At 35.1% G+C, this 23,248-nt stretch carries 28 protein-coding genes, 3 pseudogenes and 1 riboswitch; of the genes and pseudogenes, 16 read left to right on the forward strand and 15 right to left on the reverse strand.

The features are described from left to right. Positions 1–48: 48 nt before the first annotated feature. The 6 genes from hpt to ACEWFJ_RS04635 all read right to left on the reverse strand — a co-directional run bounded on the left by hpt (position 49) and on the right by ACEWFJ_RS04635 (position 4,846). Positions 49–579, reverse strand: a complete 531-nt coding sequence (gene hpt / locus ACEWFJ_RS04610) for a hypoxanthine phosphoribosyltransferase (protein WP_473690689.1) — start codon at positions 577–579, stop codon at positions 49–51. 292 nt (positions 580–871) lie between these two features. Beyond that, the gene (locus tag ACEWFJ_RS04615) at positions 872–1,861 is read right to left on the reverse strand and encodes a sugar phosphate isomerase/epimerase family protein (RefSeq protein WP_473690691.1); all 990 of its coding nucleotides are present in this window, start codon (positions 1,859–1,861) and stop codon (positions 872–874) included. Between the two features lie 90 nt (positions 1,862–1,951). Beyond that, positions 1,952–2,938 (reverse strand): sugar phosphate isomerase/epimerase family protein, encoded by a 987-nt coding sequence (locus ACEWFJ_RS04620; RefSeq protein ID WP_473690693.1) that lies wholly within the window; start codon positions 2,936–2,938, stop codon positions 1,952–1,954. Between the two features lie 36 nt (positions 2,939–2,974). After that, positions 2,975–4,042 (reverse strand): MFS transporter, encoded by a 1,068-nt coding sequence (locus ACEWFJ_RS04625; protein ID WP_473692349.1) that lies wholly within the window; start codon positions 4,040–4,042, stop codon positions 2,975–2,977. Beyond that, positions 4,024–4,233, reverse strand: coding sequence for a hypothetical protein (locus ACEWFJ_RS04630; protein WP_473690695.1), 210 nt, complete (start codon positions 4,231–4,233; stop codon positions 4,024–4,026). Before ACEWFJ_RS04630 ends, ACEWFJ_RS04625 begins: the two co-directional genes overlap by 19 nt. Positions 4,234–4,471: 238 nt before the next feature. Beyond that, positions 4,472–4,846 (reverse strand): RidA family protein, encoded by a 375-nt coding sequence (locus ACEWFJ_RS04635; RefSeq protein ID WP_429712418.1) that lies wholly within the window; start codon positions 4,844–4,846, stop codon positions 4,472–4,474. A 476-nt stretch (positions 4,847–5,322) separates the two neighbouring features. Between ACEWFJ_RS04635 and ACEWFJ_RS04640 the strand changes: the two are divergent. The 4 genes and pseudogenes from ACEWFJ_RS04640 to ACEWFJ_RS04655 all read left to right on the forward strand — a co-directional run. After that, positions 5,323–5,618 (forward strand): annotated as a pseudogene (locus tag ACEWFJ_RS04640) (PAS domain-containing protein); the annotation flags it as partial. A gap of 24 nt (positions 5,619–5,642) precedes the next feature. Continuing rightward, on the forward strand, positions 5,643–5,993 hold the full coding sequence (locus ACEWFJ_RS04645; RefSeq protein ID WP_473692351.1) for a helix-turn-helix domain-containing protein: 351 nt from the start codon (positions 5,643–5,645) through the stop codon (positions 5,991–5,993). 120 nt (positions 5,994–6,113) lie between these two features. Further along, on the forward strand, positions 6,114–6,458 hold the full coding sequence (locus ACEWFJ_RS04650) for a potassium channel family protein (protein WP_429709694.1): 345 nt from the start codon (positions 6,114–6,116) through the stop codon (positions 6,456–6,458). Between the two features lie 331 nt (positions 6,459–6,789). After that, on the forward strand, positions 6,790–7,119 hold the full coding sequence (locus ACEWFJ_RS04655) for a hypothetical protein (protein ID WP_473690698.1): 330 nt from the start codon (positions 6,790–6,792) through the stop codon (positions 7,117–7,119). Positions 7,120–7,161: 42 nt separating this feature from the next. Here ACEWFJ_RS04655 and thiT read toward each other — a convergent pair whose 3' ends face one another. Then, positions 7,162–7,761, reverse strand: coding sequence for an energy-coupled thiamine transporter ThiT (gene thiT, locus ACEWFJ_RS04660; RefSeq protein ID WP_473690700.1), 600 nt, complete (start codon positions 7,759–7,761; stop codon positions 7,162–7,164). Positions 7,762–7,849: 88 nt separating this feature from the next. After that, positions 7,850–7,951, reverse strand: a riboswitch (TPP riboswitch). A 206-nt stretch (positions 7,952–8,157) separates the two neighbouring features. Here thiT and ACEWFJ_RS04665 point away from each other — a divergent pair. The 3 genes and pseudogenes from ACEWFJ_RS04665 (at position 8,158) to ACEWFJ_RS04675 (ending at position 10,552) form a co-directional block, all read left to right on the forward strand. Further along, positions 8,158–8,385, forward strand: a complete 228-nt coding sequence (locus ACEWFJ_RS04665) for a FeoA family protein (RefSeq protein WP_429716315.1) — start codon at positions 8,158–8,160, stop codon at positions 8,383–8,385. Then, positions 8,382–10,369: pseudogene (gene feoB, locus ACEWFJ_RS04670) on the forward strand (ferrous iron transport protein B). Before ACEWFJ_RS04665 ends, feoB begins: the two are co-directional and overlap by 4 nt. A 16-nt stretch (positions 10,370–10,385) precedes the next feature. Beyond that, positions 10,386–10,552 (forward strand): annotated as a pseudogene (locus ACEWFJ_RS04675) (FeoB-associated Cys-rich membrane protein). Between the two features lie 74 nt (positions 10,553–10,626). Here the strand turns inward: ACEWFJ_RS04675 and ACEWFJ_RS04680 are convergent. From ACEWFJ_RS04680 to ACEWFJ_RS04690, 3 genes are all read right to left on the reverse strand, one after another. Next, positions 10,627–11,256, reverse strand: a complete 630-nt coding sequence (locus ACEWFJ_RS04680; RefSeq protein ID WP_473690702.1) for a kinase — start codon at positions 11,254–11,256, stop codon at positions 10,627–10,629. Between the two features lie 355 nt (positions 11,257–11,611). After that, positions 11,612–12,640, reverse strand: coding sequence for a cytochrome d ubiquinol oxidase subunit II (cydB, locus tag ACEWFJ_RS04685; protein WP_473690704.1), 1,029 nt, complete (start codon positions 12,638–12,640; stop codon positions 11,612–11,614). Beyond that, on the reverse strand, positions 12,630–13,976 hold the full coding sequence (locus ACEWFJ_RS04690; RefSeq protein WP_429716320.1) for a cytochrome ubiquinol oxidase subunit I: 1,347 nt from the start codon (positions 13,974–13,976) through the stop codon (positions 12,630–12,632). The genes cydB and ACEWFJ_RS04690 overlap by 11 nt, the downstream gene beginning before the upstream one ends. A 219-nt stretch (positions 13,977–14,195) precedes the next feature. Here ACEWFJ_RS04690 and ACEWFJ_RS04695 point away from each other — a divergent pair, with 219 nt between their 5' ends. Beyond that, the gene (locus ACEWFJ_RS04695; RefSeq protein WP_429716321.1) at positions 14,196–14,759 is read left to right on the forward strand and encodes a beta-class carbonic anhydrase; all 564 of its coding nucleotides are present in this window, start codon (positions 14,196–14,198) and stop codon (positions 14,757–14,759) included. Here the strand turns inward: ACEWFJ_RS04695 and yidD are convergent. Beyond that, a complete protein-coding gene (yidD, locus tag ACEWFJ_RS04700) occupies positions 14,756–14,986 on the reverse strand; it encodes a membrane protein insertion efficiency factor YidD (RefSeq protein ID WP_230576080.1) in 231 nt (76 codons plus the stop codon). The two genes, ACEWFJ_RS04695 and yidD, sit on opposite strands and share 4 nt — an antisense overlap. A gap of 128 nt (positions 14,987–15,114) precedes the next feature. Between yidD and luxS the strand changes: the two genes are divergently transcribed. Continuing rightward, on the forward strand, positions 15,115–15,588 hold the full coding sequence (luxS, locus tag ACEWFJ_RS04705) for an S-ribosylhomocysteine lyase LuxS (RefSeq protein ID WP_429709684.1): 474 nt from the start codon (positions 15,115–15,117) through the stop codon (positions 15,586–15,588). A gap of 319 nt (positions 15,589–15,907) precedes the next feature. On the opposite strand, the gene ACEWFJ_RS04710 is transcribed toward luxS, so the two are convergent. Both ACEWFJ_RS04710 and ytzI read right to left on the reverse strand, forming a co-directional pair. Next, a complete protein-coding gene (locus ACEWFJ_RS04710; protein ID WP_473690707.1) occupies positions 15,908–16,141 on the reverse strand; it encodes a DUF3953 domain-containing protein in 234 nt (77 codons plus the stop codon). A 1-nt stretch (position 16,142) separates the two neighbouring features. Continuing rightward, entirely contained in the window at positions 16,143–16,286 is a 144-nt protein-coding gene (gene ytzI / locus ACEWFJ_RS04715) for a YtzI protein (protein WP_429709682.1), read from the reverse strand. A 108-nt stretch (positions 16,287–16,394) separates the two neighbouring features. Here ytzI and ACEWFJ_RS04720 point away from each other — a divergent pair, with 108 nt between their 5' ends. From ACEWFJ_RS04720 to ACEWFJ_RS04750, 7 genes are all read left to right on the forward strand, one after another. Continuing rightward, a complete protein-coding gene (locus tag ACEWFJ_RS04720; RefSeq protein WP_230576083.1) occupies positions 16,395–16,709 on the forward strand; it encodes a hydrolase in 315 nt (104 codons plus the stop codon). A gap of 81 nt (positions 16,710–16,790) precedes the next feature. Next, positions 16,791–17,270 (forward strand): RNA deprotection pyrophosphohydrolase, encoded by a 480-nt coding sequence (gene ytkD, locus ACEWFJ_RS04725; RefSeq protein WP_473690709.1) that lies wholly within the window; start codon positions 16,791–16,793, stop codon positions 17,268–17,270. 90 nt (positions 17,271–17,360) lie between these two features. Continuing rightward, the gene (locus ACEWFJ_RS04730) at positions 17,361–17,759 is read left to right on the forward strand and encodes a hypothetical protein (RefSeq protein ID WP_473690711.1); all 399 of its coding nucleotides are present in this window, start codon (positions 17,361–17,363) and stop codon (positions 17,757–17,759) included. A 213-nt stretch (positions 17,760–17,972) separates the two neighbouring features. Continuing rightward, positions 17,973–19,007: an AI-2E family transporter gene (locus ACEWFJ_RS04735; protein ID WP_473690713.1), complete on the forward strand. Its 1,035-nt coding sequence runs from the start codon at positions 17,973–17,975 to the stop codon at positions 19,005–19,007. A gap of 429 nt (positions 19,008–19,436) precedes the next feature. Then, positions 19,437–20,528: a recombinase family protein gene (locus tag ACEWFJ_RS04740; RefSeq protein WP_473690715.1), complete on the forward strand. Its 1,092-nt coding sequence runs from the start codon at positions 19,437–19,439 to the stop codon at positions 20,526–20,528. A gap of 51 nt (positions 20,529–20,579) precedes the next feature. After that, on the forward strand, positions 20,580–20,945 hold the full coding sequence (locus ACEWFJ_RS04745; RefSeq protein ID WP_098306577.1) for a hypothetical protein: 366 nt from the start codon (positions 20,580–20,582) through the stop codon (positions 20,943–20,945). 311 nt (positions 20,946–21,256) lie between these two features. Next, complete coding sequence (locus ACEWFJ_RS04750) at positions 21,257–21,655, forward strand: RDD family protein (protein ID WP_473690717.1); 399 nt, start codon at positions 21,257–21,259, stop codon at positions 21,653–21,655. 23 nt (positions 21,656–21,678) lie between these two features. Here the strand turns inward: ACEWFJ_RS04750 and ACEWFJ_RS04755 are convergent, their stop codons facing one another. Then, on the reverse strand, positions 21,679–22,485 hold the full coding sequence (locus tag ACEWFJ_RS04755) for an ABC transporter permease (protein WP_098306581.1): 807 nt from the start codon (positions 22,483–22,485) through the stop codon (positions 21,679–21,681). Continuing rightward, positions 22,478–23,242, reverse strand: coding sequence for an ABC transporter ATP-binding protein (locus ACEWFJ_RS04760; protein ID WP_473690719.1), 765 nt, complete (start codon positions 23,240–23,242; stop codon positions 22,478–22,480). The genes ACEWFJ_RS04755 and ACEWFJ_RS04760 overlap by 8 nt, the downstream gene beginning before the upstream one ends. Positions 23,243–23,248: the final 6 nt, after the last annotated feature.

The raw sequence follows: 23,248 nt of genomic DNA on the forward strand, positions 1-23,248 counted from the left end.
TCGTATATTGGCGAATGGCCGATATATGTAAAAAACGCTGATATCGTATTATTTATCTGTTGCAACAGAAGCGATGTATGGTAAGTTGCGATATTTTTCAGCGCAGTCAATGCCATAGCCGACGATGAATTCATCTGGAATGACAAAGCCAACATATTCAGCTGTTAAATCAACTTTACGGCGTTCTGGCTTATCAAGAAGCGTACAGAATTTTAACGCTTTTGGTTTATGCATTAAGAAGTGGTCTTTTAAGAAATGAAGTGTTAAACCAGAATCAATAATGTCTTCTACGACAATTACATTTTTACCTGTAATATTTACATCGATATCTTTTAATAATTTTACTTTTCCAGTTGTTGTTGTTTGGTTTCCATAGCTAGATGCAGAGATAAAGTCGATTGTTACATCGTTTTTAATGTGACGAATTAAATCTGCTGCGAATATGAAAGAACCTTTTAGTACAGCAATAACAAAAATTTCTTCTCCTTCAAAATCACGTTCAATTTGCAGTGCAAGCTCTTTTACTTTTTCTTGCAGCTGTTCTTGTGAGATTAAAGTGTCTTTTATTTGGATTTCCATGCTGATCCTCCTACATTGTAAAACTTATGAACAGTTTGACTGTAAAGGATTCATACAAAAAAGTCAAAAAAGAGAAGGAGGATTTACTTTTAAATAAAAATATAGAAAATTAAGGGAGTATATTGTAGATTAGGGAAAGGAAGTTAGTAGCGAAGAAATAAAATGATTATATAGAAAAAAGGACTTCTCTATAATCTGTAAAGCAGCCTTAAGACTGCTTTACAGGCTATTAAAAATGATAAATGATACGACTTAAGAATGTAGAGAATACTTGTACATATATAGGTGGAAATTAACTAGTTATCTCATTGAAATTTTTTTGTCTACAATATTTTTCTCTTAAAGCTAGTACATATCCTACAGATTGTTGAACACCTTTTTCTTGATCTTCAAGCATTTTTTCTAATAGATGTTCAGGAGGATAATAGTAATCTGCCGGCTTAATAACATGTAAGTCATATGGAGGATTTTCTACTTTGAATGCTCCTTCACCGACTTCATATACTCCCCCAGTTCCTTTTGGACGTTTAAATGGAGCTACGTATGGAAAACACATTTCTACATTGATTCTCGTTAGTGTTGATTCATTCACAAGGATTTTAAAACATTCTTCCAAATCGATATTTCCAGTTCCTGCTGGAACCCCGCAAACTATATGGTCTTCACCGTCATGAATGACAATATGATCTTTAAAATGAGTTGTGTAGGCATACGGAGCTAACTTTCTTACTGCTTCAACTGGATCTTCCCATGCCATCATTCCATTTCCTAAATCACAATGTGCCCCAACCCAAGGGCTGTTCACTTCCTTAATAATTTTAATTACCTCAGCTGTTGTTTCTTCTTCGTGGTTTTCGACTCCAAGTTTAATACGATACTTTTTTAATAATGGTACGACTTGTTTGAGATCTTCAGGAGCTTTAGCCATCTTTTCAGCATCGTATTCCCCTACACAAACGTAAGTCCGGATGACATCTGCACCAATTTGATTGGCAATGTCTATCACTTTTGTCAAATGCTCTATATCTGTACCTCTTGTATCAATTTCAGCATATAAACCATATTTTTGAATTGCTTCTCGAACCTTTTTCAAGTGATCAGGATCGTTCCCGCCAAGCACACCCCACTCTGGATGTAAATTCTTGTCTGCCTCATTTGTAATAATATTGATTTGAACCCCGTCCAATCCGAGTTCAGCTGTTTTTCTTATAAAATCAAAAATATCCATGCGGTTGTTGTGAAAAAATAAATGATAGCTTTCTGTTTCTAATCCAATTTTCATAATATCCTCACCTTTCTTATTTTCCTGTTATGAATCTCATGCTTCATTTAAAATTGAACTTGCCTCATTTTTCACTAACATAGGTGGAAATTATCTAGTTATTTCGTTGTAATTTTTTTGCATGCAATATTTTTCTCTTAAAGCTAGTACATATTTTACAGATTGTTGAACACCTTTTTCTTGATCTTCAAGCATTTTTTCTAATAGATGTTCAGGAGGATAATAGTAATCTGACGGCTTAATGACATGTAAATCATATGGAGGTTTTTCTACTTTGAATGCTCCGTCTCCGACTTCAAATACTCCTCCAGTTCCTTTTGGACGTGTAAATGGAGCTACGTATGGAAAACACATTTCTATATTGATTCTCGTTAGTGTCGATTCATTCACTAATATTTTAAAACATTCCTCCAAATCGATATTTCCATTTCCTACTGGAATCCCGCAAACTATATGATCTTCCCCATCATGAATGATAATATGGTCTTTAAAATGAGTTGTGTAGGCATATGGGGCTAAATTTCTCACTGCTTCAACTGGATCTTCCCATGCCATCATTCCATTTCCAATGTCACAATGTGCCCCGATCCAAGGGCTGTTTACTTCCTTAATAACTTTAATTATCTCAGCTGTTGTTTCTTCTTCATGATTTTCCAATCCAATTTTAATTCGATATTGTTTTAACAATGGTACGATTTGTTTGAGATCTTCAGCAGCTTTAGCCATCTTCTCAGCATCATATTTTCCTATAACGTAAGTACGAATGACATCTGCACCAATTTGATTTGCAATGTCTATTACTTTTGTTAAATGCTCTATATCTGTACCTCTTGTATCAATTTCAGCATATAAACCATACTTTTGAATTTCATCTCGAACCTTTTTTAAGTGATCAGGTTCGTTCCCGCCAAGTACGCCCCACTCTGGATGTAAATTCTTGTCTGCCTCATTTGTAATAATATTGATTTGTACCCCGTCCAATCCGAGTTCAGCTGTTTTTCTTATAAAATCAAAAATATCCATGCGGTTGTTGTGAAAAAATAAATGATAGCTTTCTGTTTCTAATCCAATTTTCATAATATCCTCACCGTTCTTATCTATTTGTTATCAATCTCATGCTTCACTTGAAATTGAACTTGCCTCATTTTTCGCTAACTCATTTTTCTTCTTAACAATTCGCACTAAATAACTGCTAATAATCAAACCAAGTACGGAAAAAGCAATCATTGTTAAAAATACATGCTTATAACCGTCCATTCCTGGTGTTCTATCTAACATGCTTCCATATAGAGAAAATGCAAACATCGAAGGTGCATATCCTATTAAGCAAGCAATGGAAACAGATGCACCACTGATTTCTCTTGGAATTCCCACCTCATCAATAGGAGCAAAAAATACTGCTCTTTGAGTAAAAATAATCGTGCCAAAACCAAGTGTAAAGATCATTCCAGTATATACATTCATCGTCTCATGAGGTAAGAAGATAAAAATAGTCATCCCAATAATTGCGGCTATAAAAGCAACTCTTAAATATTTAGATGGAGACTTGAATTTTTTATCAGCTAAGAATCCTCCTAGTGGACCTCCAAGCATTTTTAAAGCGTATTGATTAATAATTCCATAAGCACCTACTAGTGCAACAGGCATACCATAGATCTCTTTTAAAAACGGAATAAAATATGTTAAACCTATATAGACGGAATACACAGAGAATATAGTGAATGATACCGCCCATACTTCAGGCATCTTTACTGCTTGTAAAGCACCTTCTAGTGCAGCCTTATTTTTGTTAATTTTGTTACCATGTTCGTCTGTATCTTTAATTATGTCGTCTTCTACTAAGAAATAAGAAATGATACCAATAACAATTGCTGTTGCTGCAAGGAAGATAATTGCACCTTTAAAGCCAGCTGCTCCTGATCCTAACCAACTAAAAATTGCAAGGGCAGAAAAAGCAACGATCGTATCAACTACTCCTCTTCCTGCTTCAAGGAATCCAAACACTCTACCTTGTTCGTCTTTATCTCCTAATAACCTTACAGCTTTTATTAAAGCAGGCCAGTAAGCAGTCTCTGCAAATAAAGCGAAAATAATCCAAACGGTTAAAACACCATAATAACCAGGAAATGTTGTTAAATATAATCCTGATAATCCAACACCAATTAAGCTAAACGGTATGATTTTTTCTTAGAAAACCTGTCTACTATATACATCGATGCGATATAACCGAATGCTTGGATAATCCCATAAATAGATAAGATTACACCTATTTGGGTATGAGATAAGTGAAAATACTCCATCATGGGAATATAAAAAGCATCTTTTAAAAACGGAAGTTTAAAAATTGTTCCTCCGCCTAAAATTAGTACCACAAGTGCAAACCACTTATTTTTTTTGAAGTATCCATCCTTTTCCCCCTCAGAGGTTGATTTTTAAAAAGATAACGCTTTCATTGGATCCGAAATTTATCACTCCCTCACTATGAAGATTAAGTCTTTTAATCATTTAATAATAAGGGAATGGCATCTCATTTTTCATTTTTAATATTCAATTTTTCCTTATATAAAGCAATATAATTATATTGAACTGTATATTTTGGTATGAAAAACTTTATAAAGTTGCAATAACTTCAATTTCAACAAGTGCATCTTTTGGTAATCGTGCTACTTGCACGGCACTTCGAGCAGGACAATTTTCTGTAAAGTAAGTACTGTAAACTTCATTCATTTGTGCAAAATGATTCATATCTTTTAAAAACACAGTTGTTTTAACAACTTTACTTAAATCGCTTCCTGCTTCTTCTAGGATGGCTTTGACATTCTCTAATGACTGTTTTGTCTGGTTTTCAATTGTTTCAGGCATTTCTCCGTTTTTAGGGTCAATCGGCAGTTGTCCCGAAGTAAAGATAAAATTCCCCGCTTTCATCGCTTGTGAATAAGGACCAATTGCACCAGGTGCATGTTGAGTAGAAATAACCGCATTCATCCAAAAAACCTCCTGTGATAATTTTTTCTCATAACTATAATAATTTCTTATAACGTGATTTTATTTTAATTCTTTCTTTTTCTTAATTCAACAAATATTTTAAAAATTCTTTAAAATATTAAAAAATTCTCATTGCAATAAGAATTTTTTGTTGATAAATTTACATATAGAAAGTAAAAAATGAGAAAAATTGGGTGGGATCCGCCTCGTTATCCCGCATTAACGGGCAGTAAGACCCCCACCTCAAGATTGAGAGAAGCGAAGAAGATAGGTGGGGGATAACTGCCCGTAAAAGCCCGATTGGTTCAACTAACCATCAGTGGGGGATGAAGAAAACCCCCACTGATGGAAGTTTCACTTTATCTTTAGAGAGGCATTGTGTAGTAGTATGATAGTATGAAAGGAAGAAAGCAAAGAAAAATGTTGATGCGAAAATGTATACTTTCTTCATATCTTCTAAAAAAGGTGCGATATCAATGGAAAATAAAGAAAAGTTAAAGCAGTATATTCCTCTTGTTCATTTCATTGCAGATGTAATTGGAGAAAATTGCGAAGTTGTTTTGCATGATGTTACGAATCCAGACGAATCTATAATTGAGGTTGCTAATGGACATCTTAGTGGAAGAAAAGTTGGTGGACATTTAACAGACCTAGCTTTAAAAATTCTACAAGAAAAAAATACATAGATAAACATTTTATTTCCAATTACAAAGGGAACTCAAAAAATAATCAAACGTTTCGTTCATCAAGCTATTTCATTAAAGATGAACACAATAGCATAATTGGAATGCTGTGTGTGAACATTGATATTAGTAATATGATAAAAGCAAGAGACTGGTTAGACAGTATGATTATGAGTAATACTAGCTTGAATGAAGATGTAGAGAAGTCACATCCTAATCTTGAATTAGACCTTTCTGAGAACTTAGAAGAAAATCTTGATAGTCTTCTTTCATCACTTATTACAGGAGTTTTGTTAGAATACGAAGTTTCGCCTGAGAGAATGTCTCCTGATGAAAAAATGGAAGTGATAAAAAAACTTAATGATAAAGGGGTATTTTTACTTAAAGGCGGCGTAAGTGAAGTTGCTAAACATTTAAAAGCATCAGAAGCAACCATCTATCGATACTTAAACAAGGTAAAGTAAATGTGTTATTTACTTATTTAAGTAGCATTTTCTTTAAAGTAGAAATGCTACTTTTTTTATGCGTAGAAAAGTGATAGACTTTCCATTGATTAAATGAACTGAATAGAAAAGGAGAGTCATATGATTTCATTTTTACTTACTTTAAAAAGAATGTTAGAAGCTTTTTTTAGAGCGTGGAAAGATAAAGAATTTCAAGTGTTATTTGTATTAACGGCTGGAACTCTTATGACAGGAACTATTTTTTATAGTACGGTAGAAAAAATGCGCGTAATTGATGCTTTATATTTTAGTGTTGTCACATTAACGACAGTTGGGTATGGCGATTTTAGTCCAAAAACAGACTTTGGAAAGCTCTTTACTATTTTTTATATTTTCATTGGACTTGGTTTAGTAGCGGGTTTCATTCGTAAACTAGCAATAAATATTCAATTGCCAGATCGATTATCAAGACGAAAGAACGGGTAATAGCAACCAGGATATGCATTCGATTGTATGTACAGATGCTTTGAATTTTTTACGATACTAATAATCATTGCATTTCCTGCACTTTGTTTCTAAATTATACAAGCTACTTCATGAGAGAGTACTATCAATCAAAGTACGCGTATTATTTATATGTAATTGAATTTTATATATTTATATATAATCATTTATTATTATTACCTTACAAAATTGTAAGGTTTTTTGTAAGGTAAATCGATAGTTTGTACTGATTTTTTTGTATACACTACATATGTGTAAGGCACACACATTTTAGGGAAAAAAGGCAGGCACTAAAACAGAAAGGAGTAGGGGAATGGAGAGGCACTCGGCGGCTCTATCTTTATTATTAGAGAATGATGCGATTATGTTAGCTAATAATGAAGGCTGTAAAACTGTAGTTGATCGACAAGAAGTATGGGTAGATTCACATGATAAAGTTGTGTGGCACAAATGGAATGGTAGCTATAAAGAGAATATAAAGAAGCAGCACATAGGGTATGATATGCATAGAGTTGTTTTATGGAATGAGATGAAATCTTGGATTCATAAGCATAACGGTAAAAATAAACGAGAGCAGCCGAGAGAGATAGACACACTCCATTCTCAAACTCCTGAAATGGTAAGACACATAGATTCACATTAGGAAAGTAACATGGGAAACTGAGGCACAAAAAAAGATTGCTATTTAAGCAATCTTTTTTTTGTTTGTATAATTCATATTCACGCTTGTAAATAAGCGCGGTGCTGTTGTAAATAAAATAACAAGTAAAATTGCACATAATGCGAAAGAACCAATCATTGTGCTGCCATTTACGATGAAGGAATATAAAACAGCTGACTGTCCTTTTGGTGCATATTGACCAAAGAAAACAACGCCGGCAATAAAGTGCCAGAAGTAACGAGCTAGGCTGCCAATAAGTGTAGCGATAATGATATACATAATTGCTTTTGTTTTTTGTCTATTGGCAAGTGCTTGTTGGATTGGTGTATGAAATAATCCAGCAAAACCGATAAAAGCAAATGCAATGAAGTATTCAATAAACGCTTGTACAGGCGTTAAAATGTATGCATCTCCTACGACAATTTGTAGTAATCCCCAAACGAGACCACTTAAGAAACTAGCTTTAAATCCCCAGCGGTAAGCGACAATAAAAATTGGAATCATAGCAAATGAGATAGAACCACCGCCTGGAAGTTTAATAGATAGTGGTAAAATATCGATGACTAACGCAAATGCTGCAAGAATCGCTGCCTCTATCATCGCTTGTAAATTTGTATTATGCATGTATAAATCCCCCTACATCCAAGTTACAAAAAAAGAATCACTATCATAGGGGGATATTGAAATATACAAGTTACAAATAACTATTTATGTATATACGTTTGCACAATTCCTGCGTTAGCATTAACTAACAGGTTCAAAGGGTCGGAACGATGTGTTCCCTCTCAGCGACGCGGCTCCCCCTGTGATAACGAGATTCTTAGATTGTTAATATTATTGTAATAAAAATGGATAATAATTACAAATATAATTTTAGCATAGCTATGTTATGTAAGATAAAAATGATAAAACCGTACAAAAATAGTGATAAATTCACACAATATTGTATAGTTTTTTAAAAAATTCATGGTACAATTATCATTGATAATAATTATCGTTATCGTCTGAGGGGGATAAATTATGAACTTAGTTGATATGAATATAGATGAAAAAGTACGTGTGAAAGATTTACAATCTCTTGATAAATTGTTAAAACGTCGTTTAGCTTCATTTGGATTTGCTGAAGGATGCGAACTTTGTGTAAAACAAAAGGCAATGTTTAATGGTCCGTGTACATTAGAATGCCGCGGGCAATTAATCTCTATTCGCCATTGTGATGCGAAAATGATAAAGGTGGAATTAACGTGAATAAGGTTGCTTTACTAGGGAATCCAAATACGGGGAAAACATCATTATTTAATGCGCTTACTGGTTCTTATGAATATGTAGGGAACTGGAGCGGAGTAACTGTAGAAAAAAGATTGGTAAGTTGAAAGATAAGAAGGGAACTTTAATAGACTTACCAGGGGTATATGATTTAAACCCTGTTTCACGTGATGAAGGGGTTGTTACACAATTCCTATTAACTGACGAATTTCATCATATGTTAAACATTGTAGACGCTTCTCAATTCGAGCGTAATATGCATTTAACTTTGCAATTATTAGAATTTGGTAAGCCGCTCTCAATTGGTTTAAACATGATAGATGTTGCCAGGCAGCGTGGAATTATCATTGATGTGAAGAAACTAGCTGAAATGCTAGGTGTAACAGTTATTCCGGTTATTGCGAGGAGCGGAAAAGGCTGTGAGGAATTGTTAGCTTCTCTTCACGAAAGTGATCGCGTAGAACAGAAGCCATTTATTTTTTCTTATGGTGAAAAGGTAGATGCAGGAATTCAACAAGTTATGGATAAATTGCAACAAGCGAATTATGAACATTCAAGATGGCTTGCACTTCAATTCTTAGGAAATAACGAAGTGGTAGAAAAAGAATTGAGTCAATTACATGTATATAAAGAAATTGTAGCGATTCGCTCTGCATTAGAAGCAGAATTAGACGGAACGCTGGAACAGCATATGCACGGAGCACGTGCAGCGTATATCGAAAAGTTAAAAGCAAGTGTACTTCGTCATGAGAAAGAAGGAAGCATTCCTTTTTCTGAACGAATTGATAAATTAATTACACATAAAATCTGGGGACTTCCGATCTTTTTAGGGATCATGTATTTCATTTTTCAGGTTACATTTACGTGGATTGGGACACCTCTATCTGATCAACTTGATGCATTTGTCGGCGGTCCGTTCACAGATTGGGTAACGACAGCTCTAACTAATATGGGGGCATCTGAGTTTATTCGAGCGCTTATTACAGATGGCGTGATTGCTGGTGTCGGTGGAGTTATAGTATTTGTTCCGCAAATTTTTGTATTGTTCTTCTTTATTTCATTATTGGAAGACTCTGGATATATGGCGCGTATTGCCGTTGTAATGGATCGTATTATGGAGTTTTTTGGGCTAAATGGGAAAGCATTTATTCCAATGATCATCGGTTTTGGTTGTAACGTACCAGGCATTATGGCCGCAAGAACGATTGAACAGGATAAAGAGAGGTTGCTTACGATTTTAGTGACGCCATTTATGTCGTGTTCAGCACGTCTACCTGTATATGCATTGTTTGCGGGAGTCTTTTTCCCGCATAGCCAAGCGATTGTTGTGTTCTCTTTATATGTCATTGGTATTGTCCTTGCACTAGTCGTTACAAAAATTATGTCTGTTACGGTTTTAAAGCAAGAAAAATCTATTTTTGTAATTGAACTTCCGCCTTATCGCGTACCGCAAGCAAAAACGTTATGGCGCAGTACATGGGAAAAAGGAAAAGGATTTGTACGTAAAGCAGGTACATTTATCTTTGGTGGTTCTGTTGTCATTTGGTTATTAAACTATGCTGGTCCATCTGGATTTGGTGTAGATATGGGAGATAGTTTCCTAGCAATGATTGGCGGCGTCTTGGCTCCAATTCTAGCACCGCTTGGTTTTGGAACATGGCAAGCAGCTGCATCACTATTAACAGGATTTTTAGCAAAAGAGGTTGTTGTTTCCGCAATGGCGATTATTTATTCTGTGAAAGAAGATGTATTAGGAAACATAATCGGAGCTCATTTTACAGCATTATCAGCATATGCATTTATGTTCTTTATCTTATTATATGTACCATGTTTAGCAACAGTTGCGGTCATTCGTCGTGAAACGGGATCTGTCAAGTGGACTATCTTCTCTGTTGTTTATCCGCTTATTGTTGCGTATGTATTAACACTAATTGTATACCAAGTTGGATCTATGATGGGATTCTAGAAGGAGATGTATCATAATGATAGTCAATATTTTAATTGGAGCTGTCGTTTTTGGATATGCTGGATATACGTTAATTAACTTTGTAAAGAGAAGTAAAAAAGGAAATGTGCAGCGTGCTCCATTAATAAATCATGTCAGTCCAATGCTTGTAGCCCTGATATGAAGCATGTGGTGAATAAGTAGCACAGAGATTCCTAGATAACATATAAAAACGCATGGAGAAATGATCCATGCGTTTTTTCATGTTTCTTAGTAGTTTAATATTGTCCCTGTAAAACTAAATCGGCAATGTTTGTAGGGAATTCCGTGTTTATATAAAATTCTTCTGCTTTCCAATATCTATTTTGAAACTTAGAAATGTTTTGTTGCGTATGTTCACTTTCACGAAGAAATCTCTTATTTCGCGGGCAGTCCAAATAAACTACATAATCATAGAAACTTCTCCACTCTTTACGTTGAAGAAAAACACCTTCTATTACAATTACACAAGTATTAGGAAGTTTTATGTTCTTTATACTTTGTGTATCAGATTCGTTATCATAAAAGGGGAGAATAAGTTCACTTGAAAACTTGAGTTTATCGAAAAAGTGATCACGTAACCAAGTAATATCCCATTGTAAATGATAATATTCATACCATTCTTCATGGCCAGTATTGTAACGTTTTTTACGTTCAACAATGTGGTCATCAATATGAAAGACATAGAAAGGGATATTCTTTTCTTTTGCAGCCTCGCTAAGTTTTCTCACAAGTGTTGTTTTGCCAGAACGGCTTAATCCATCTACCCCTAAAATAAATCGACCATCTATCTCAAGGTTTGTAATCAAATGCAAGAGCGTTATGAAATTATCTTTCAAGGTATTAGCATCTCCTTTGAAAAAAGTCATTTTATTTTTACCTCATTTTTCTCAGCTTTGAACCATTAGCTGTTGTGCCAATAAAACCAGTGATAGTGAATACATAAGCTACGAACAAGGATGTTGATGATAGTGACCCTGTAATTATTCTAAATGTGCCAAAAGCAAATAATAGGAAACTACCTAAAAGAGTTATAATTGTTCGAGTCTTAATATCTATTTTTTGCACCCCCGAAAAATCTTTATTTTCAATAAATGTTAACACATTCATTGGTATTAATTAACATTAATCGTCATTTAGGAAGAGTTCTCTATATTTTTTATGGATATTTAACACGGACAAAATGAAAAAAGAAGCCTGCTAAAAACAAGCTTCTTTTTCATTTTAGTGATATCCTTTTGCAGAGTCTTTATGAATTTTCTCTTTAAAGATTGTGTAGCTCCATAACTGATAGCCAATAACAATTGGTACCATGACTATTGCAACAAAGAACATAATTTTTAAGTTTAATTCACTGCCTGCTGCTTGGAATAATGTTGTGCTGTATGCATCGTTAATGCGAGATGGCAACATTCTTGGGAACATGCCAGCAAAACCAGTTGCCATAAACATGGCGATTGTTAAGCAAACAAATGTGAACGCTAAACCAATTTTACGTTTGAAAACCATAATGATTACGATGACACTCATTAACATCGCAAGTAACGGGATGATAAACAGTACAGGATATTCCGTAAAGTTTTGGAATAAGTTTGTAAGATTTGCCGTTGCGACGTAGAAGATAGCTAGAATGGTTGCTGCTGCCATCGAAAATGGTTTGGCAATTTTATAAGCGCGATCTGATACTTCACCAGTTGCTTTAATCATAACCCAAAGTGCACCGGATACGACAAAGATTGCAGTGAAGAAGAGGCCGCCTAAAATACCGTAAGGATGTAACAAGCTAAGTAAATTTCCTTCATAGCCATGTTTACCAATTTGTAGTCCGTAGTACAGGTTAGCGAATGTAACGCCGAATAAGAAAGCAATTAAGAAACTACCAACCGCATACGTCCATTTACAAACAGTTTGCCAAACTGGTGAATCATCTTTATGCATAAATTCTAATCCTGCTGCACGAGCGAACAGAGCGAATAATACTAAAAATAATGGTGTGTATAAGTAGCTGAACATGTTTGCGTATGTTAATGGGAAAGCAGCAAATGTTGCTCCCCCTGCTGTAATTAACCATACTTCATTACCGCCCCAGAACGGTCCGATTGCTTCTTGTAGTTGATTGCGTTCTTGGCGATCTTTCGTAACGAATGGGAAAATCATTCCGTTACCGAGTGCATAGCCATCGAGAATAAAGTAAACTGTCCAAATCACGCCCCACAAACCGAACCAGATAATTGCAAGTGTATCATGAGACATGAGCTGCACCTCCTTGATTCGTTTCTTCTAATGCTGCTGGACCTTTTTTCGCAAATTTTAACATGAGATATACATCAGCAATTAATAGTAAAGTGTAGAACAAGACTAAGCTAATTAAAGAGAACCAAATTTGCGGTACAGCAATTGGTGAAACCGCTTCTGCTGTTCGCATCAGTTTGTACACTGTCCAAGGCTGACGTCCTGCTTCTGTAACGATCCAACCTGCATTAATTGCTACATATGGAAGTAATACGGACCACATTGTAATTTTTAAGAAACGTTTTGAGTTTTCTAGTTTTCCTTTGCGCATTAAATAGAAGCCAAACCATGTTAGAGCCATAAAGAATGTGCCAAGTGCAACCATTAAACGGAAACTGTAATAAACAAGATTTACGTTCGGACGATCTTCTTTTGGAATATCTTTTAAACCGACAATTTTTCCATCAAATGAGTTTGTATAGAAGAAGCTGCCGAGTTTTGGAATTGATAGTGCTTCAAAGTTTTTCTCATTTTTCACATCAGGAATTTGAATAATTGAGAAAGGTTTTCCTTCTCCAGTATCCCAAACTGCTTCCATTGCCGCACCTTTAGCCGGCTGCATTTTTGCTGCGAAAGCACCGGATTCGTGACCGATGAAAGGTGTTGCAGTTGCTGCAAATAAACCGAATATTAAACCGTACTTAAATGATTTTTTAAAGAATGCAACATCATTTTTACGTAGTAAGTGATACGCACTAATCGCCATAACGAAGAATGCACCAACGATATAACAACTAATAACAGTATGGAAGAACATATGCCATGCATATGGATTTGTAACTAGTGCCCAAAAGTCAGTTAATTCAGCACGGCCATTGCGGACTACATAGCCAACTGGATTTTGCATGAAGCCGTCCGCTGTAATGATCCAAAGTGCGGAAATATTTGTTCCAAGTGCGACCATCCACATAGAGAATGCACGGAACTTTGGTGAAATTTTATCTTTACCGAACAACCAAATTCCCATGAAAGTAGATTCTAAGAAGAAGGCAACAAGTGCTTCTATCGCTAATGGAGATCCAAAAATATCCCCCATGTATTTGGAATACTCAGACCAGTTTGTTCCGAATTGGAATTCCATCGTAATCCCAGTGATAATTCCCATTACGAAGTTAATAGTAAATAATTTACCCCAAAAGTTCGCCATTTTACGGTAAGTTGGATTCAATGTACGCGCATATTGCGTTTCCATAAATGCTACTAAAATAACAAGTCCGAGTGTTAACGGTACAAATAAGAAATGATAAAAGATTGTAATTGCAAATTGAAAACGACTCAGTAACAGAACGTCGGACATAATAAAGATTCACTCCTTTTTTCATTATCTACAAATAGTTTATAGTGAAAATTTGAGCAAAGTATGGATGAGTTGTTACAGAACTGTGTGAGAATTATGGAAGAATTATGGCTGTTATCTGAAAAAATCGTATTTTTAGAATAAAGCAATATATTTTTTGTTTTTTTCATTCTTTGATACACTTAGTTTGTATTTATATGAAGAAAGAGGGGTTTTACTATGAGAACATTAGAAGAGATTTTGAAATATAATCAGGAATTTGTTGAAAGTAAAAAGTATGAAGAATATGAAGCAGGAAAATTTCCGAATAAAAAAATGGTTATTATTTCATGTATGGATACACGTCTTGTAGAACTATTACCAAAAGCGATGAACATGCGTAATGGTGATGTGAAAATTATTAAAGTAGCTGGCGCTGTTATTTCACATCCATTTGGAAGTATTATGCGTAGCATTTTAGTCGCGATTTATGAACTTGGTGCAAATGAAGTGTGTGTAGTTGGTCACCATGATTGCGGTATGGCTAAAATTCAAGCGAGCAGCACGATTGAAAAGATGAGAGAACGAGGCGTTTCAGAAGAGAAATTGGACACACTTCGTTATTCTGGAATCGATTTAGAGAGGTTTTTACGTGGATTCTCAAGTGTAGAAGAAAGTGTAGAGCATAGTGTTTCTATACTTCGCAACCATCCGCTTATGCCAACAGAAGTGCCTGTGCATGGACTTGTTATTCATCCAGACACTGGAAAGTTAGATGTTGTTATGAATGGCTACGAAGGTTAATTCTCTTTTTGTTTTTTCTCTGGTACAGGATCGAATCCGCCTGGATGAAACGGGTGACATTTCAAAATTCGTTTCACTGTAAGCCAGCTTCCTTTTAATGCGCCGTGAGTTTGAATCGCTTCTAGTCCGTAGTGAGAACACGTTGGGTGAAAGCGGCACGTTGGCGGCGTCATTGGGGAAATGAATGTTTGGTAAAAGCGAATAATACCGATGAAAATGCGTTTCATAACGATCTCCTTTCTTGCATATGCTGTAAGTATTATAGCATGGTCTGTACATAATACTTTACTAATTCGCAATTCCGTTATATCATATTGGATATAACGGAATTAAAATAAAAGCGGGAGAGATGAATATGCCATCAGTAGAAAGCTTTGAATTAGATCATACAATTGTAAAAGCGCCTTACGTAAGACATTGCGGCGTTCATCAAGTAGGCAGAGACGGTATTGTAAATAAATTTGATATTCGTTTTTGCCAACCAAATAAGCAAGCGATGAAGCCAGATGTGATTCATACGCTAGAACATTTATTAGCATTTAATTTACGTAAATATATCGATCGTTATCCTCATTTTGATATTATTGATATTTCGCCAATGGGCTGCCAAACAGGATATTATCTTGTCGTAAGCGGTACGCCAACAGTACGCGAAATCATTGATTTATTAGAGTTAACACTGCAAGATGCAGTAAAAATTACAGAAATTCCTGCGGCAAATGAAACGCAGTGCGGTCAAGCGAAGCTTCATGACTTAGAAGGCGCAAAACGCTTAATGAATTTCTGGTTAAGCCAAGATAAAGATGAACTTGAGAAAGTGTTTGGATAAGATGAAGGAAAGCTGCCTGTGAAAGGCAGCTTTTTTTAATTGGCGAATATATGTATGTCGAATGGTGGCGTAAGGTCTTTATCCCGCATTAACGGGCAGTAAAGGCTGGAGAAGAGCGGGGAAGAAAACTGCCCGTAAAAGCCCGATTGGTGAGAGCTTTCCATCAGTGAGAAAAGCGTCACTGATGGAAGTTTCACTTTATATCGTGTCGAAGTGCCGATATATTGAAAATAACGCCGATATATTGTAAAAAGCAAGTGATTGTATTAAATAGAATGCGAAGTATTTTTAGCATCGTAGTATTCACATCGTGTTTCGTTTAGTGAAGGAACTGTAATAGAGGGATATATAATGCAAATGCACCAGTAAGAAACAGAAAAATCCCAGCAGATGTTTGTTTTTTTTGAAATTCTGCAATACTAGAAACGAAAAAGATGAGTCCTAAAGAGATGAACATATAAGGTAAAATGAATGGAATGTTATCTGTAAAAAGTCCAAAAGCGGCTAAAAAAAGCGTGATGATAGAAAAAGTAATGCTTAATATTTTCAGCATGTTACTGTCCCTTTTCTTCTTGATACGGATTATCCTCTACAGAATCTACTGAATGTTTATAAGAATATCCCTTATTAATCGTTAATACTGAGAGTAATAACACAACAATCACAATAATGACTGCTATAATTAATATTTTCATCATAGAAAGGCCCCCTTTTTTTATTTTATCATTGCATATACTCTCTTTTACATATTTTTGTAAGAAAATGAAAACAATAGAAAATAAAGCGGGTGAAAGAAGGGACGTTCTATGGATAAGAAAACATACTATGTTTCAGTTGCAAATGGTGAAATCTCACAGGTGAAAACGGCCAATACATATAGTTTTGCGATTCAAGCGACAGACGAGGAAATTATTAAGCTCCGAGAATATTTTGATCAAGCATATCGTGAAGATCTTGGAGCATTTGTGCGCTCACATGTTCCGTTTGTCGAATATCATAATGATTCCAATAATGATCGGTTCGATGAACAACTACAAGAAGCATATCGAATGATTTATGAATTAGGGGATCAGGAAGCGAAAGAATTGATTGCACAGATGGGGATTATCAATGGGTTATGATTGGATAAGATTAGTCATACTAGTCAGAATGTGCTACAATTTATGGTAAGAAACTTGTAACCATCAATAGGGGAGTAGGGCATGTACACATTTAAAGATTATTATCATAACACTGTACAATTATCGTTTGAACGTTACCCATTTTCTCCAGAACCAAAGCACGTTTGGGTTGTGTGTCGATATGGGAACCAATGGTTATTAACACATCATTTGCGCCGGGGTCTTGAATTTCCAGGTGGAAAAGTAGAAGCTGGGGAAACACCGGAAGAAGCGGCAGCTCGTGAAGTTCATGAAGAAACGGGCGGCATTGTATCAAGCTTAACGTATATCGGACAATATAAAGTATCCGGAAAAGACAAAATAATCATTAAAAACATTTATTTCGCAACAATTAGTGCATTAGAACAACATACGCACTATGAGGAAACGAAGGGATCTGTACTACTAACACATATTCCAGAAGATATTAAAGAGAATAGACGCTTCAGTTTCATTATGCGCGATGACGTACTAGCGCGCACAATGCAGCATATAGAAGAAATCGGCTGTTTCACGAAATAGAGCAGTCGATTTCTTTTTATTTTTTTGATTGTATTTCCTTATTCATGCTAGAGGGGACTCAAAAATATTATATAAAAACAGGTTTGTGATATGATTCAATTTAATTATTTTACATACACTCTCATGAATATAATTATCTTTTTGCCGTATTTTTTGTTTACCATTATCGGAAATTCTTATGACACTCCCTTGCATGGTTGGCTTCCGCTTATTATTTTCTATACATTTAAGTATACGGGGGCATTCCTCATTCATTCGTTTTTCCAAAAAGTGAAGACTCGGGAGTCATTGTTAGGCTTTCTTCTTGTTGCAATCTTCGCAGCTGTTTGCGGGATGTTAGCGCCTCTTTCACCGATTTGGATTGAGTTATCTGCCCTTTTGATGGGGGTTGCAACGAGTATCTTGCTTCCTCTTTATACGACAATTCAATATCATGAAAAGTATTTTTATGGTGTACGTCTAACACGTAAATCCAGCTACCCCTCATAATTTTTCATCTACACTTCTCCTTTTCTGTAGATTAATTATATAACTGCTGAAAATTGATTCTTCCTTTTTTAATCTACATACGCATATCATATTACATGTGTTTTTTGTATACGAATAAAAACAAAGAAAGCAGGTAGAAAGCAATAGATAAATGATTAACGTTTTCATGAATATATTGAATTTCTATCCACTGAAGGGGGAGATCGAGTCCTAATGATGCAAATAAAAAATTTCTTTCAAAGTAAAGGATTTCAAAGGTTGCTTGTGTTAGTAATTTTAACCCTTATATTATATGGGTTAAAAAGTATGATTAATTTAATATTGATTACCTTTATTCTTACGTTTTTAATGGATCATTTTCAAAGGTTTATTTCTGAAAAGCTTAATCGTTTTGTACGGATAAATAGGAAAGTGATTATCGCTTTTTTATACATTGTTTTAGTTATGTTGATTATTACCACGTTATATAAATATTTACCGGTCATTACCGTTCAAGTTTCACAGTTAATTCATCAGTTTCAAGTGTTTTTTAAGCAGCCACCTGATAATGAAATTATAAAATATTTGATTTCTACCATTAAAGAGATGGAAGTATCAAAGTATATTGAACAAAGTGTCGATGTTATTTATCAGTCTTTAGCTAATATTGGAAAAGTAAGTTTGCAAATGTTTCTTTCCCTTATTTTAAGTTTATTCTTCTTGTTAGAAAAAGAGCGTATTATAGCTTTCACTTCTAAATTCAAAGATAGTAAGCTTAGCATTTTTTACAATGAGATTGCATATTTTGGACAGAAATTTGTACGTTCATTTGGAAAAGTTATTGAGGCACAGTTTTTAATCGCTGTTGTAAATGGTATTCTTTCAGTTATTGCACTTTGGCTTTTAGGATTTCCACAGCTCCTTGTATTAGCAGTAATGATTTTTTTGCTTGGGCTCATCCCAGTTGCAGGTGTAATCATTTCGCTATTTCCACTTTGTATTATTGCCTATAATATTGGTGGAATTACATATGTAGTATACATTTTAATTTTCATTACAGTCATTCATGCGTTTGAAAGCTATTTTTTAAATCCAAAATTTATGTCTGCAAAAACGAATTTACCAATTTTCTATACGTTTATGATCCTTATATTTTCAGAGCAATTTTTTGGTGTGTGGGGATTAATAATTGGGATTCCGATTTTTATCTTCTTGCTTGATGTACTTGACGTGAAGAATGAGGAGAAATCGTATGTAGATGTAGAATGATACCTCGAAGGCACGTAAAAAGCAATCCAAGTATATTGGATTGCTTTTTATCCCGCTATTCGCGGGCAGTAATACCCCCACCTCAAAATTCAGCCTAAGAAAAGAAGTAAGCTGCGTTAACTTTAATGATAACTGCCATTACAATGTTTTTCCTTATTGGAGGCTTACTCTCATATGGGATTTGGAGAATAGAAAAAATCACTCAATATGGGAATGAGAATACTGGAATATAGAAAAGATAAAAAACTCGGCTGTTTTACGAAACAGCCGAGTTTTTTTGCCTGTTAGTAGGGGAGTTGTAGCGGACGGCGGCGTCCAGATTAAATGAAGTTACTTTTACCAAGTGAATAATAGTTAAATCGTGCTGTTGTATATCTTGTCAAAATTGATTATGATTTCAATGACATAATAGAGTGTAGGGAGGACGTTATGAGGAAACACCGTATTCATTTTTTATTTTTGCTCATATTCATTTGCTTTATTAGTAGCTGTAGTAAAGCAACAGATGTGGCAGAAGAACAAGAGGTATGTAAAACAAAAGAAGAATGTATAAAAAAGGGAGATGCATTCCTTAGTAAGATTAATAAAAAAATGCAGGGAATTTCTGAACTAGAAGCATATACGGAAATAGAAAATAAAGAACAATTAACAGCCTATGAAGAACAAAGAAAAGATGACGACCGTTACTTCTTTTTAGCCTCTTATTATATTGATAATGATGAATTAACAGATCCATATTTTGAAGAGTTAGATAAAAAGAGATTATATAAAGTATTTGCTGATGATAAAGATGCAAGTAAAGAAGTGATCGCATCTCATGAAGATATGGATTATCATCAAACGCTATGGGACATGTACAGCCTCTTAATTCCAGCAAAATATAGAGAGGATATTAAAGAATTCGATATTGTAACGGACGGATACGATAATATTGTTGCTCATGTTATGCAAAATGCAGAAAATCCTGAAGACTGGATAATAAGTTTAGATGCGTTAGATTCTAACATAAATATAAACGAAGTGATGAAAACGTTAATTCATGAAACTGCTCACGTTTTAACGTTGAACAAAACGCAAATTCCTGTAGATGCGAAGTATATAAAAGCTGTTACAGAAGAAAAAGATATCTCCGCATACGAAACAAAATGTACAGCACTGTTTTTAACAGAAGGCTGTACAAAGAAAGATTCGTATGTGAACCAATTTTATGAGCAGTTTTGGAAAACGCTTGAAAGTGAATGGAAAGAGAAAAAAGTAGAGACAGATTTAGAAGCACAAGTGCAATTTTTTAAAGAGCATGAAGACAAGTTTGTTTCTGAATATGCAACAACGAATGTCGCAGAAGACATTGCTGATACATTTACCGCGTTCATTTTACAAGATTCTAGCAAAGTGAAAGAATCACAAGAATTAAAGTATCAAAAGATTGCTTTCTTTTATCAATTTCCAGAGCTTGTGAAGATGAGAGCAGAAGTGCTGTCAGGGTTACAGCAAATTTCGGAGGAAGTAGAAGAGGCGTAGGATGAAAAACAGGATAAAGACATTATACAAAAGGAAGAGAATGCATGAGTTATGAATAATAGTTTAACTAATCTATTAAAAAACAAATTTATTTTAATAGTAATTCTATTGATTGGATCTTTTCATATGATTAACTTGGGGATATTTTTGTTAATTGTATTCGGTGTTTCTATGTTTTTGGACGCTCCAAATGCTGAATATCCCCCTATAGTAATGTCACAATTGTATCCTCCTTTGATTGGCTACTTATTCTTATTTTCAGCTATTCTTTTTTGTTATTTTTATCAAAAATTTGCATCTGAATCTCACTGGAAAAAGCGGATAGTTCAAGGGATATTTCTTGTTTTTGCACTTATCATTCCTATCTTCTTAGGTGCTTTTAAAATACCACTTGTGGAAATGTTAATGAAATTTTAATTGGTGAGTACTGTTCGTTGATGTGAGATTGGGGATAAGTATAACATTATAATTCGTGAATAATACGAAAATAAAATGTCGAGTTACCTCGAAATTTGTTATACTGTGAAGGTTATAGTTTTTGGATGTGATATATAGAGGAGATGCGAATTCTTTTGTCTAAGCATGAGTATCGCTTTTAATTCATTTACGTTTGATAAAAGCATTCAAATTTGTGATAGGGTGTTTAGACAAGAAAAGAGAATCTATAAATACATCCAAAATCTAAAGAGAGATTTGTATAAAATACACAAGAGAATGGAGAAGATAATATGAATCAACAACTAGCAGGATTTTGGAGACGATTTGGAGCTAATTTTTTAGATGGACTAGTGTTAGTTCCTTTTCTTGTAATTTTTATGTGGTTAGATATGTCTAAGGAGAAATCAGATAATATAATAGGTATTTTAGAAACGTTATACTATCTAATTGTTCCTGTCTTATGGGCAGGGTTTACAGTAGGTAAGAAAGCATTAGATATTCGAATTGTACGTATTGATGGAAAGAAAATTACGATTTGGACTACGTTAAAACGCTACCTATTAGGTGGAATTGTATATACACTTACAATTGGTATTGGATTTATCGTAAGTGCATTTATGGTAGCACTGCGAAAAGATAAACGTTCTATTCATGATTTTATTGCAGGAACAAAAGTTATTCGTGACTAATATGAAAAGCAACCTATACATTGTTAGGTTGCTTTTTTCGTACGCGTAATGAACTTTTCAAATCCTGCAACAAGCACATACATAAGTGTTGCGAGAATACATGTGAGAAGTACGCTAAGCAAAACGAGCGTAAAGTTAAAGACTTGAAAGCCGTAGCTAATTAAATAGCCAAGTCCTTCTTTTGAAATGAGCAGTTCCCCAAAAATAACCCCAACCCAAGAGAGACCGACGTTTACTTTTAATGTAGAAATGATGGCTGGGAACGATGCTGGTAAGATGACTTGTTTATAACATTGCCATTTGTTTGCGCCAAAGGTTTGCATGACTTTCAAATAATTGGCGTCCACTTCTTGAAAGGCACTGTAAATGACGAGAATGGTAACGATGATGGAAATGATGACACCCATCGCCACTGCAGATGAGATATTCGGACCGAAGATGACGATAATAATCGGACCGAGCGCGACCTTTGGCATTGCATTTAAGACGACAAGGTATGGATCGAGTACACGGGCAATGAAAGGGCTCCACCAAAGGAAGGTTGCAATGCACGTACCAAGAAATGTTCCGAGTATAAAGCCAAGGCACGTTTCAAAGAGCGTTGTATAAATGTGCGGCCAAAGGGAATTGTCTTGCCATTTTGTAATGAGTAAGTGAAGAATGCTAGAAGGTGAACTAAATAATAATGGATCAATCCACTGGTTTCGGCTAGCGACTTCCCACAATGCGAAAAAGAGGAAGAGAATGAATAGCTGCAATGTTCGTACAGCAAGTGTCCGTTTTATTTCTCGTTTTCGAAAGTCTTGGTGAATTTCTTTTATATTATCCAAGGTGTTCCAACTCCTTCCATATTAACTGGAAGAATGAAGGGAAATCGGGATGCTGACGCGCTTCAAATGGTGAAAGGGAGCGAATGTTTTCTGGAACAGAAAAGGCTTTGGCGATGCGGCCTGGTTTGGCTTGCAGTAAGTAAATGCGATCGCTCATTGCAATAGCCTCTTCGATGTCGTGTGTAACGAGAAGCGATGTTTTCTTATATTCTTTTAAAATGGAAAAAACGAGTTCTTCTAATTTTAATTTTGTTTGGTAATCGAGTGCAGAGAATGGTTCGTCTAGTAATAATATTTTCGGGTTTGTTGCGAGTGTCCGAACGAGAGCAGCGCGCTGGCGCATTCCCCCTGATAATTCATGCGGATATTGTTTTTCAACCCCTTGCAGACCGACTTGTTCTAATAGCTGCAAGGCGTGTTGTTTCGTTTTTGATGTGTATTCTTTTGTAATGCGTAAGCCGACTGAGATGTTATCTTCAATCGTTTTCCATGGAAACAAGTAATCTTGCTGAAGCATATAACCGATGGAGGATGTTGGTTTTGTCACACATTCTCCGTCGAGAAAAACAGTTCCTTCAATTGGCTGCAGTAAGCCCGAAATAATGGAAAGTAGTGTTGTTTTACCACAGCCGCTAGGGCCAAGGAAGGAGATAAACTCCCCTTCCTCGATTGTTAAGGAAATATTGGATAAGACAAGGCTGGCATTGTCTTTTGAGAAGAAGCAATGGGATACGTTAGAAAGCTGTAGAAAGTTCATTGCATG

The organism is Bacillus sp. EA-CB0995, from assembly GCF_055814245.1.

Coding starts and splice junctions, on each gene's coding strand:
- ACEWFJ_RS04730 (WP_473690711.1), top strand. CDS start 17,361: ATGATTCAATTTAATTATTTTACATACACTCTCATGAATATAATTATC.
- cydB (WP_473690704.1), bottom strand. CDS start 12,640: ATGTCTCATGATACACTTGCAATTATCTGGTTCGGTTTGTGGGGCGTG.
- ACEWFJ_RS04745 (WP_098306577.1), top strand. CDS start 20,580: ATGAATAATAGTTTAACTAATCTATTAAAAAACAAATTTATTTTAATA.
- ACEWFJ_RS04650 (WP_429709694.1), top strand. CDS start 6,114: ATGATTTCATTTTTACTTACTTTAAAAAGAATGTTAGAAGCTTTTTTT.
- ACEWFJ_RS04665 (WP_429716315.1), top strand. CDS start 8,158: ATGAACTTAGTTGATATGAATATAGATGAAAAAGTACGTGTGAAAGAT.
- ACEWFJ_RS04620 (WP_473690693.1), bottom strand. CDS start 2,938: ATGAAAATTGGATTAGAAACAGAAAGCTATCATTTATTTTTTCACAAC.
- ACEWFJ_RS04710 (WP_473690707.1), bottom strand. CDS start 16,141: ATGCTGAAAATATTAAGCATTACTTTTTCTATCATCACGCTTTTTTTA.
- luxS (WP_429709684.1), top strand. CDS start 15,115: ATGCCATCAGTAGAAAGCTTTGAATTAGATCATACAATTGTAAAAGCG.
- ACEWFJ_RS04760 (WP_473690719.1), bottom strand. CDS start 23,242: ATGAACTTTCTACAGCTTTCTAACGTATCCCATTGCTTCTTCTCAAAA.
- yidD (WP_230576080.1), bottom strand. CDS start 14,986: ATGAAACGCATTTTCATCGGTATTATTCGCTTTTACCAAACATTCATT.
- ytzI (WP_429709682.1), bottom strand. CDS start 16,286: ATGATGAAAATATTAATTATAGCAGTCATTATTGTGATTGTTGTGTTA.
- ytkD (WP_473690709.1), top strand. CDS start 16,791: ATGTACACATTTAAAGATTATTATCATAACACTGTACAATTATCGTTT.
- ACEWFJ_RS04735 (WP_473690713.1), top strand. CDS start 17,973: ATGATGCAAATAAAAAATTTCTTTCAAAGTAAAGGATTTCAAAGGTTG.
- hpt (WP_473690689.1), bottom strand. CDS start 579: ATGGAAATCCAAATAAAAGACACTTTAATCTCACAAGAACAGCTGCAA.
- ACEWFJ_RS04655 (WP_473690698.1), top strand. CDS start 6,790: ATGGAGAGGCACTCGGCGGCTCTATCTTTATTATTAGAGAATGATGCG.
- ACEWFJ_RS04740 (WP_473690715.1), top strand. CDS start 19,437: ATGAGGAAACACCGTATTCATTTTTTATTTTTGCTCATATTCATTTGC.
- ACEWFJ_RS04695 (WP_429716321.1), top strand. CDS start 14,196: ATGAGAACATTAGAAGAGATTTTGAAATATAATCAGGAATTTGTTGAA.
- ACEWFJ_RS04690 (WP_429716320.1), bottom strand. CDS start 13,976: ATGTCCGACGTTCTGTTACTGAGTCGTTTTCAATTTGCAATTACAATC.
- ACEWFJ_RS04635 (WP_429712418.1), bottom strand. CDS start 4,846: ATGAATGCGGTTATTTCTACTCAACATGCACCTGGTGCAATTGGTCCT.
- ACEWFJ_RS04680 (WP_473690702.1), bottom strand. CDS start 11,256: ATGACTTTTTTCAAAGGAGATGCTAATACCTTGAAAGATAATTTCATA.
- thiT (WP_473690700.1), bottom strand. CDS start 7,761: ATGCATAATACAAATTTACAAGCGATGATAGAGGCAGCGATTCTTGCA.
- ACEWFJ_RS04750 (WP_473690717.1), top strand. CDS start 21,257: ATGAATCAACAACTAGCAGGATTTTGGAGACGATTTGGAGCTAATTTT.
- ACEWFJ_RS04615 (WP_473690691.1), bottom strand. CDS start 1,861: ATGAAAATTGGATTAGAAACAGAAAGCTATCATTTATTTTTTCACAAC.
- ACEWFJ_RS04720 (WP_230576083.1), top strand. CDS start 16,395: ATGGATAAGAAAACATACTATGTTTCAGTTGCAAATGGTGAAATCTCA.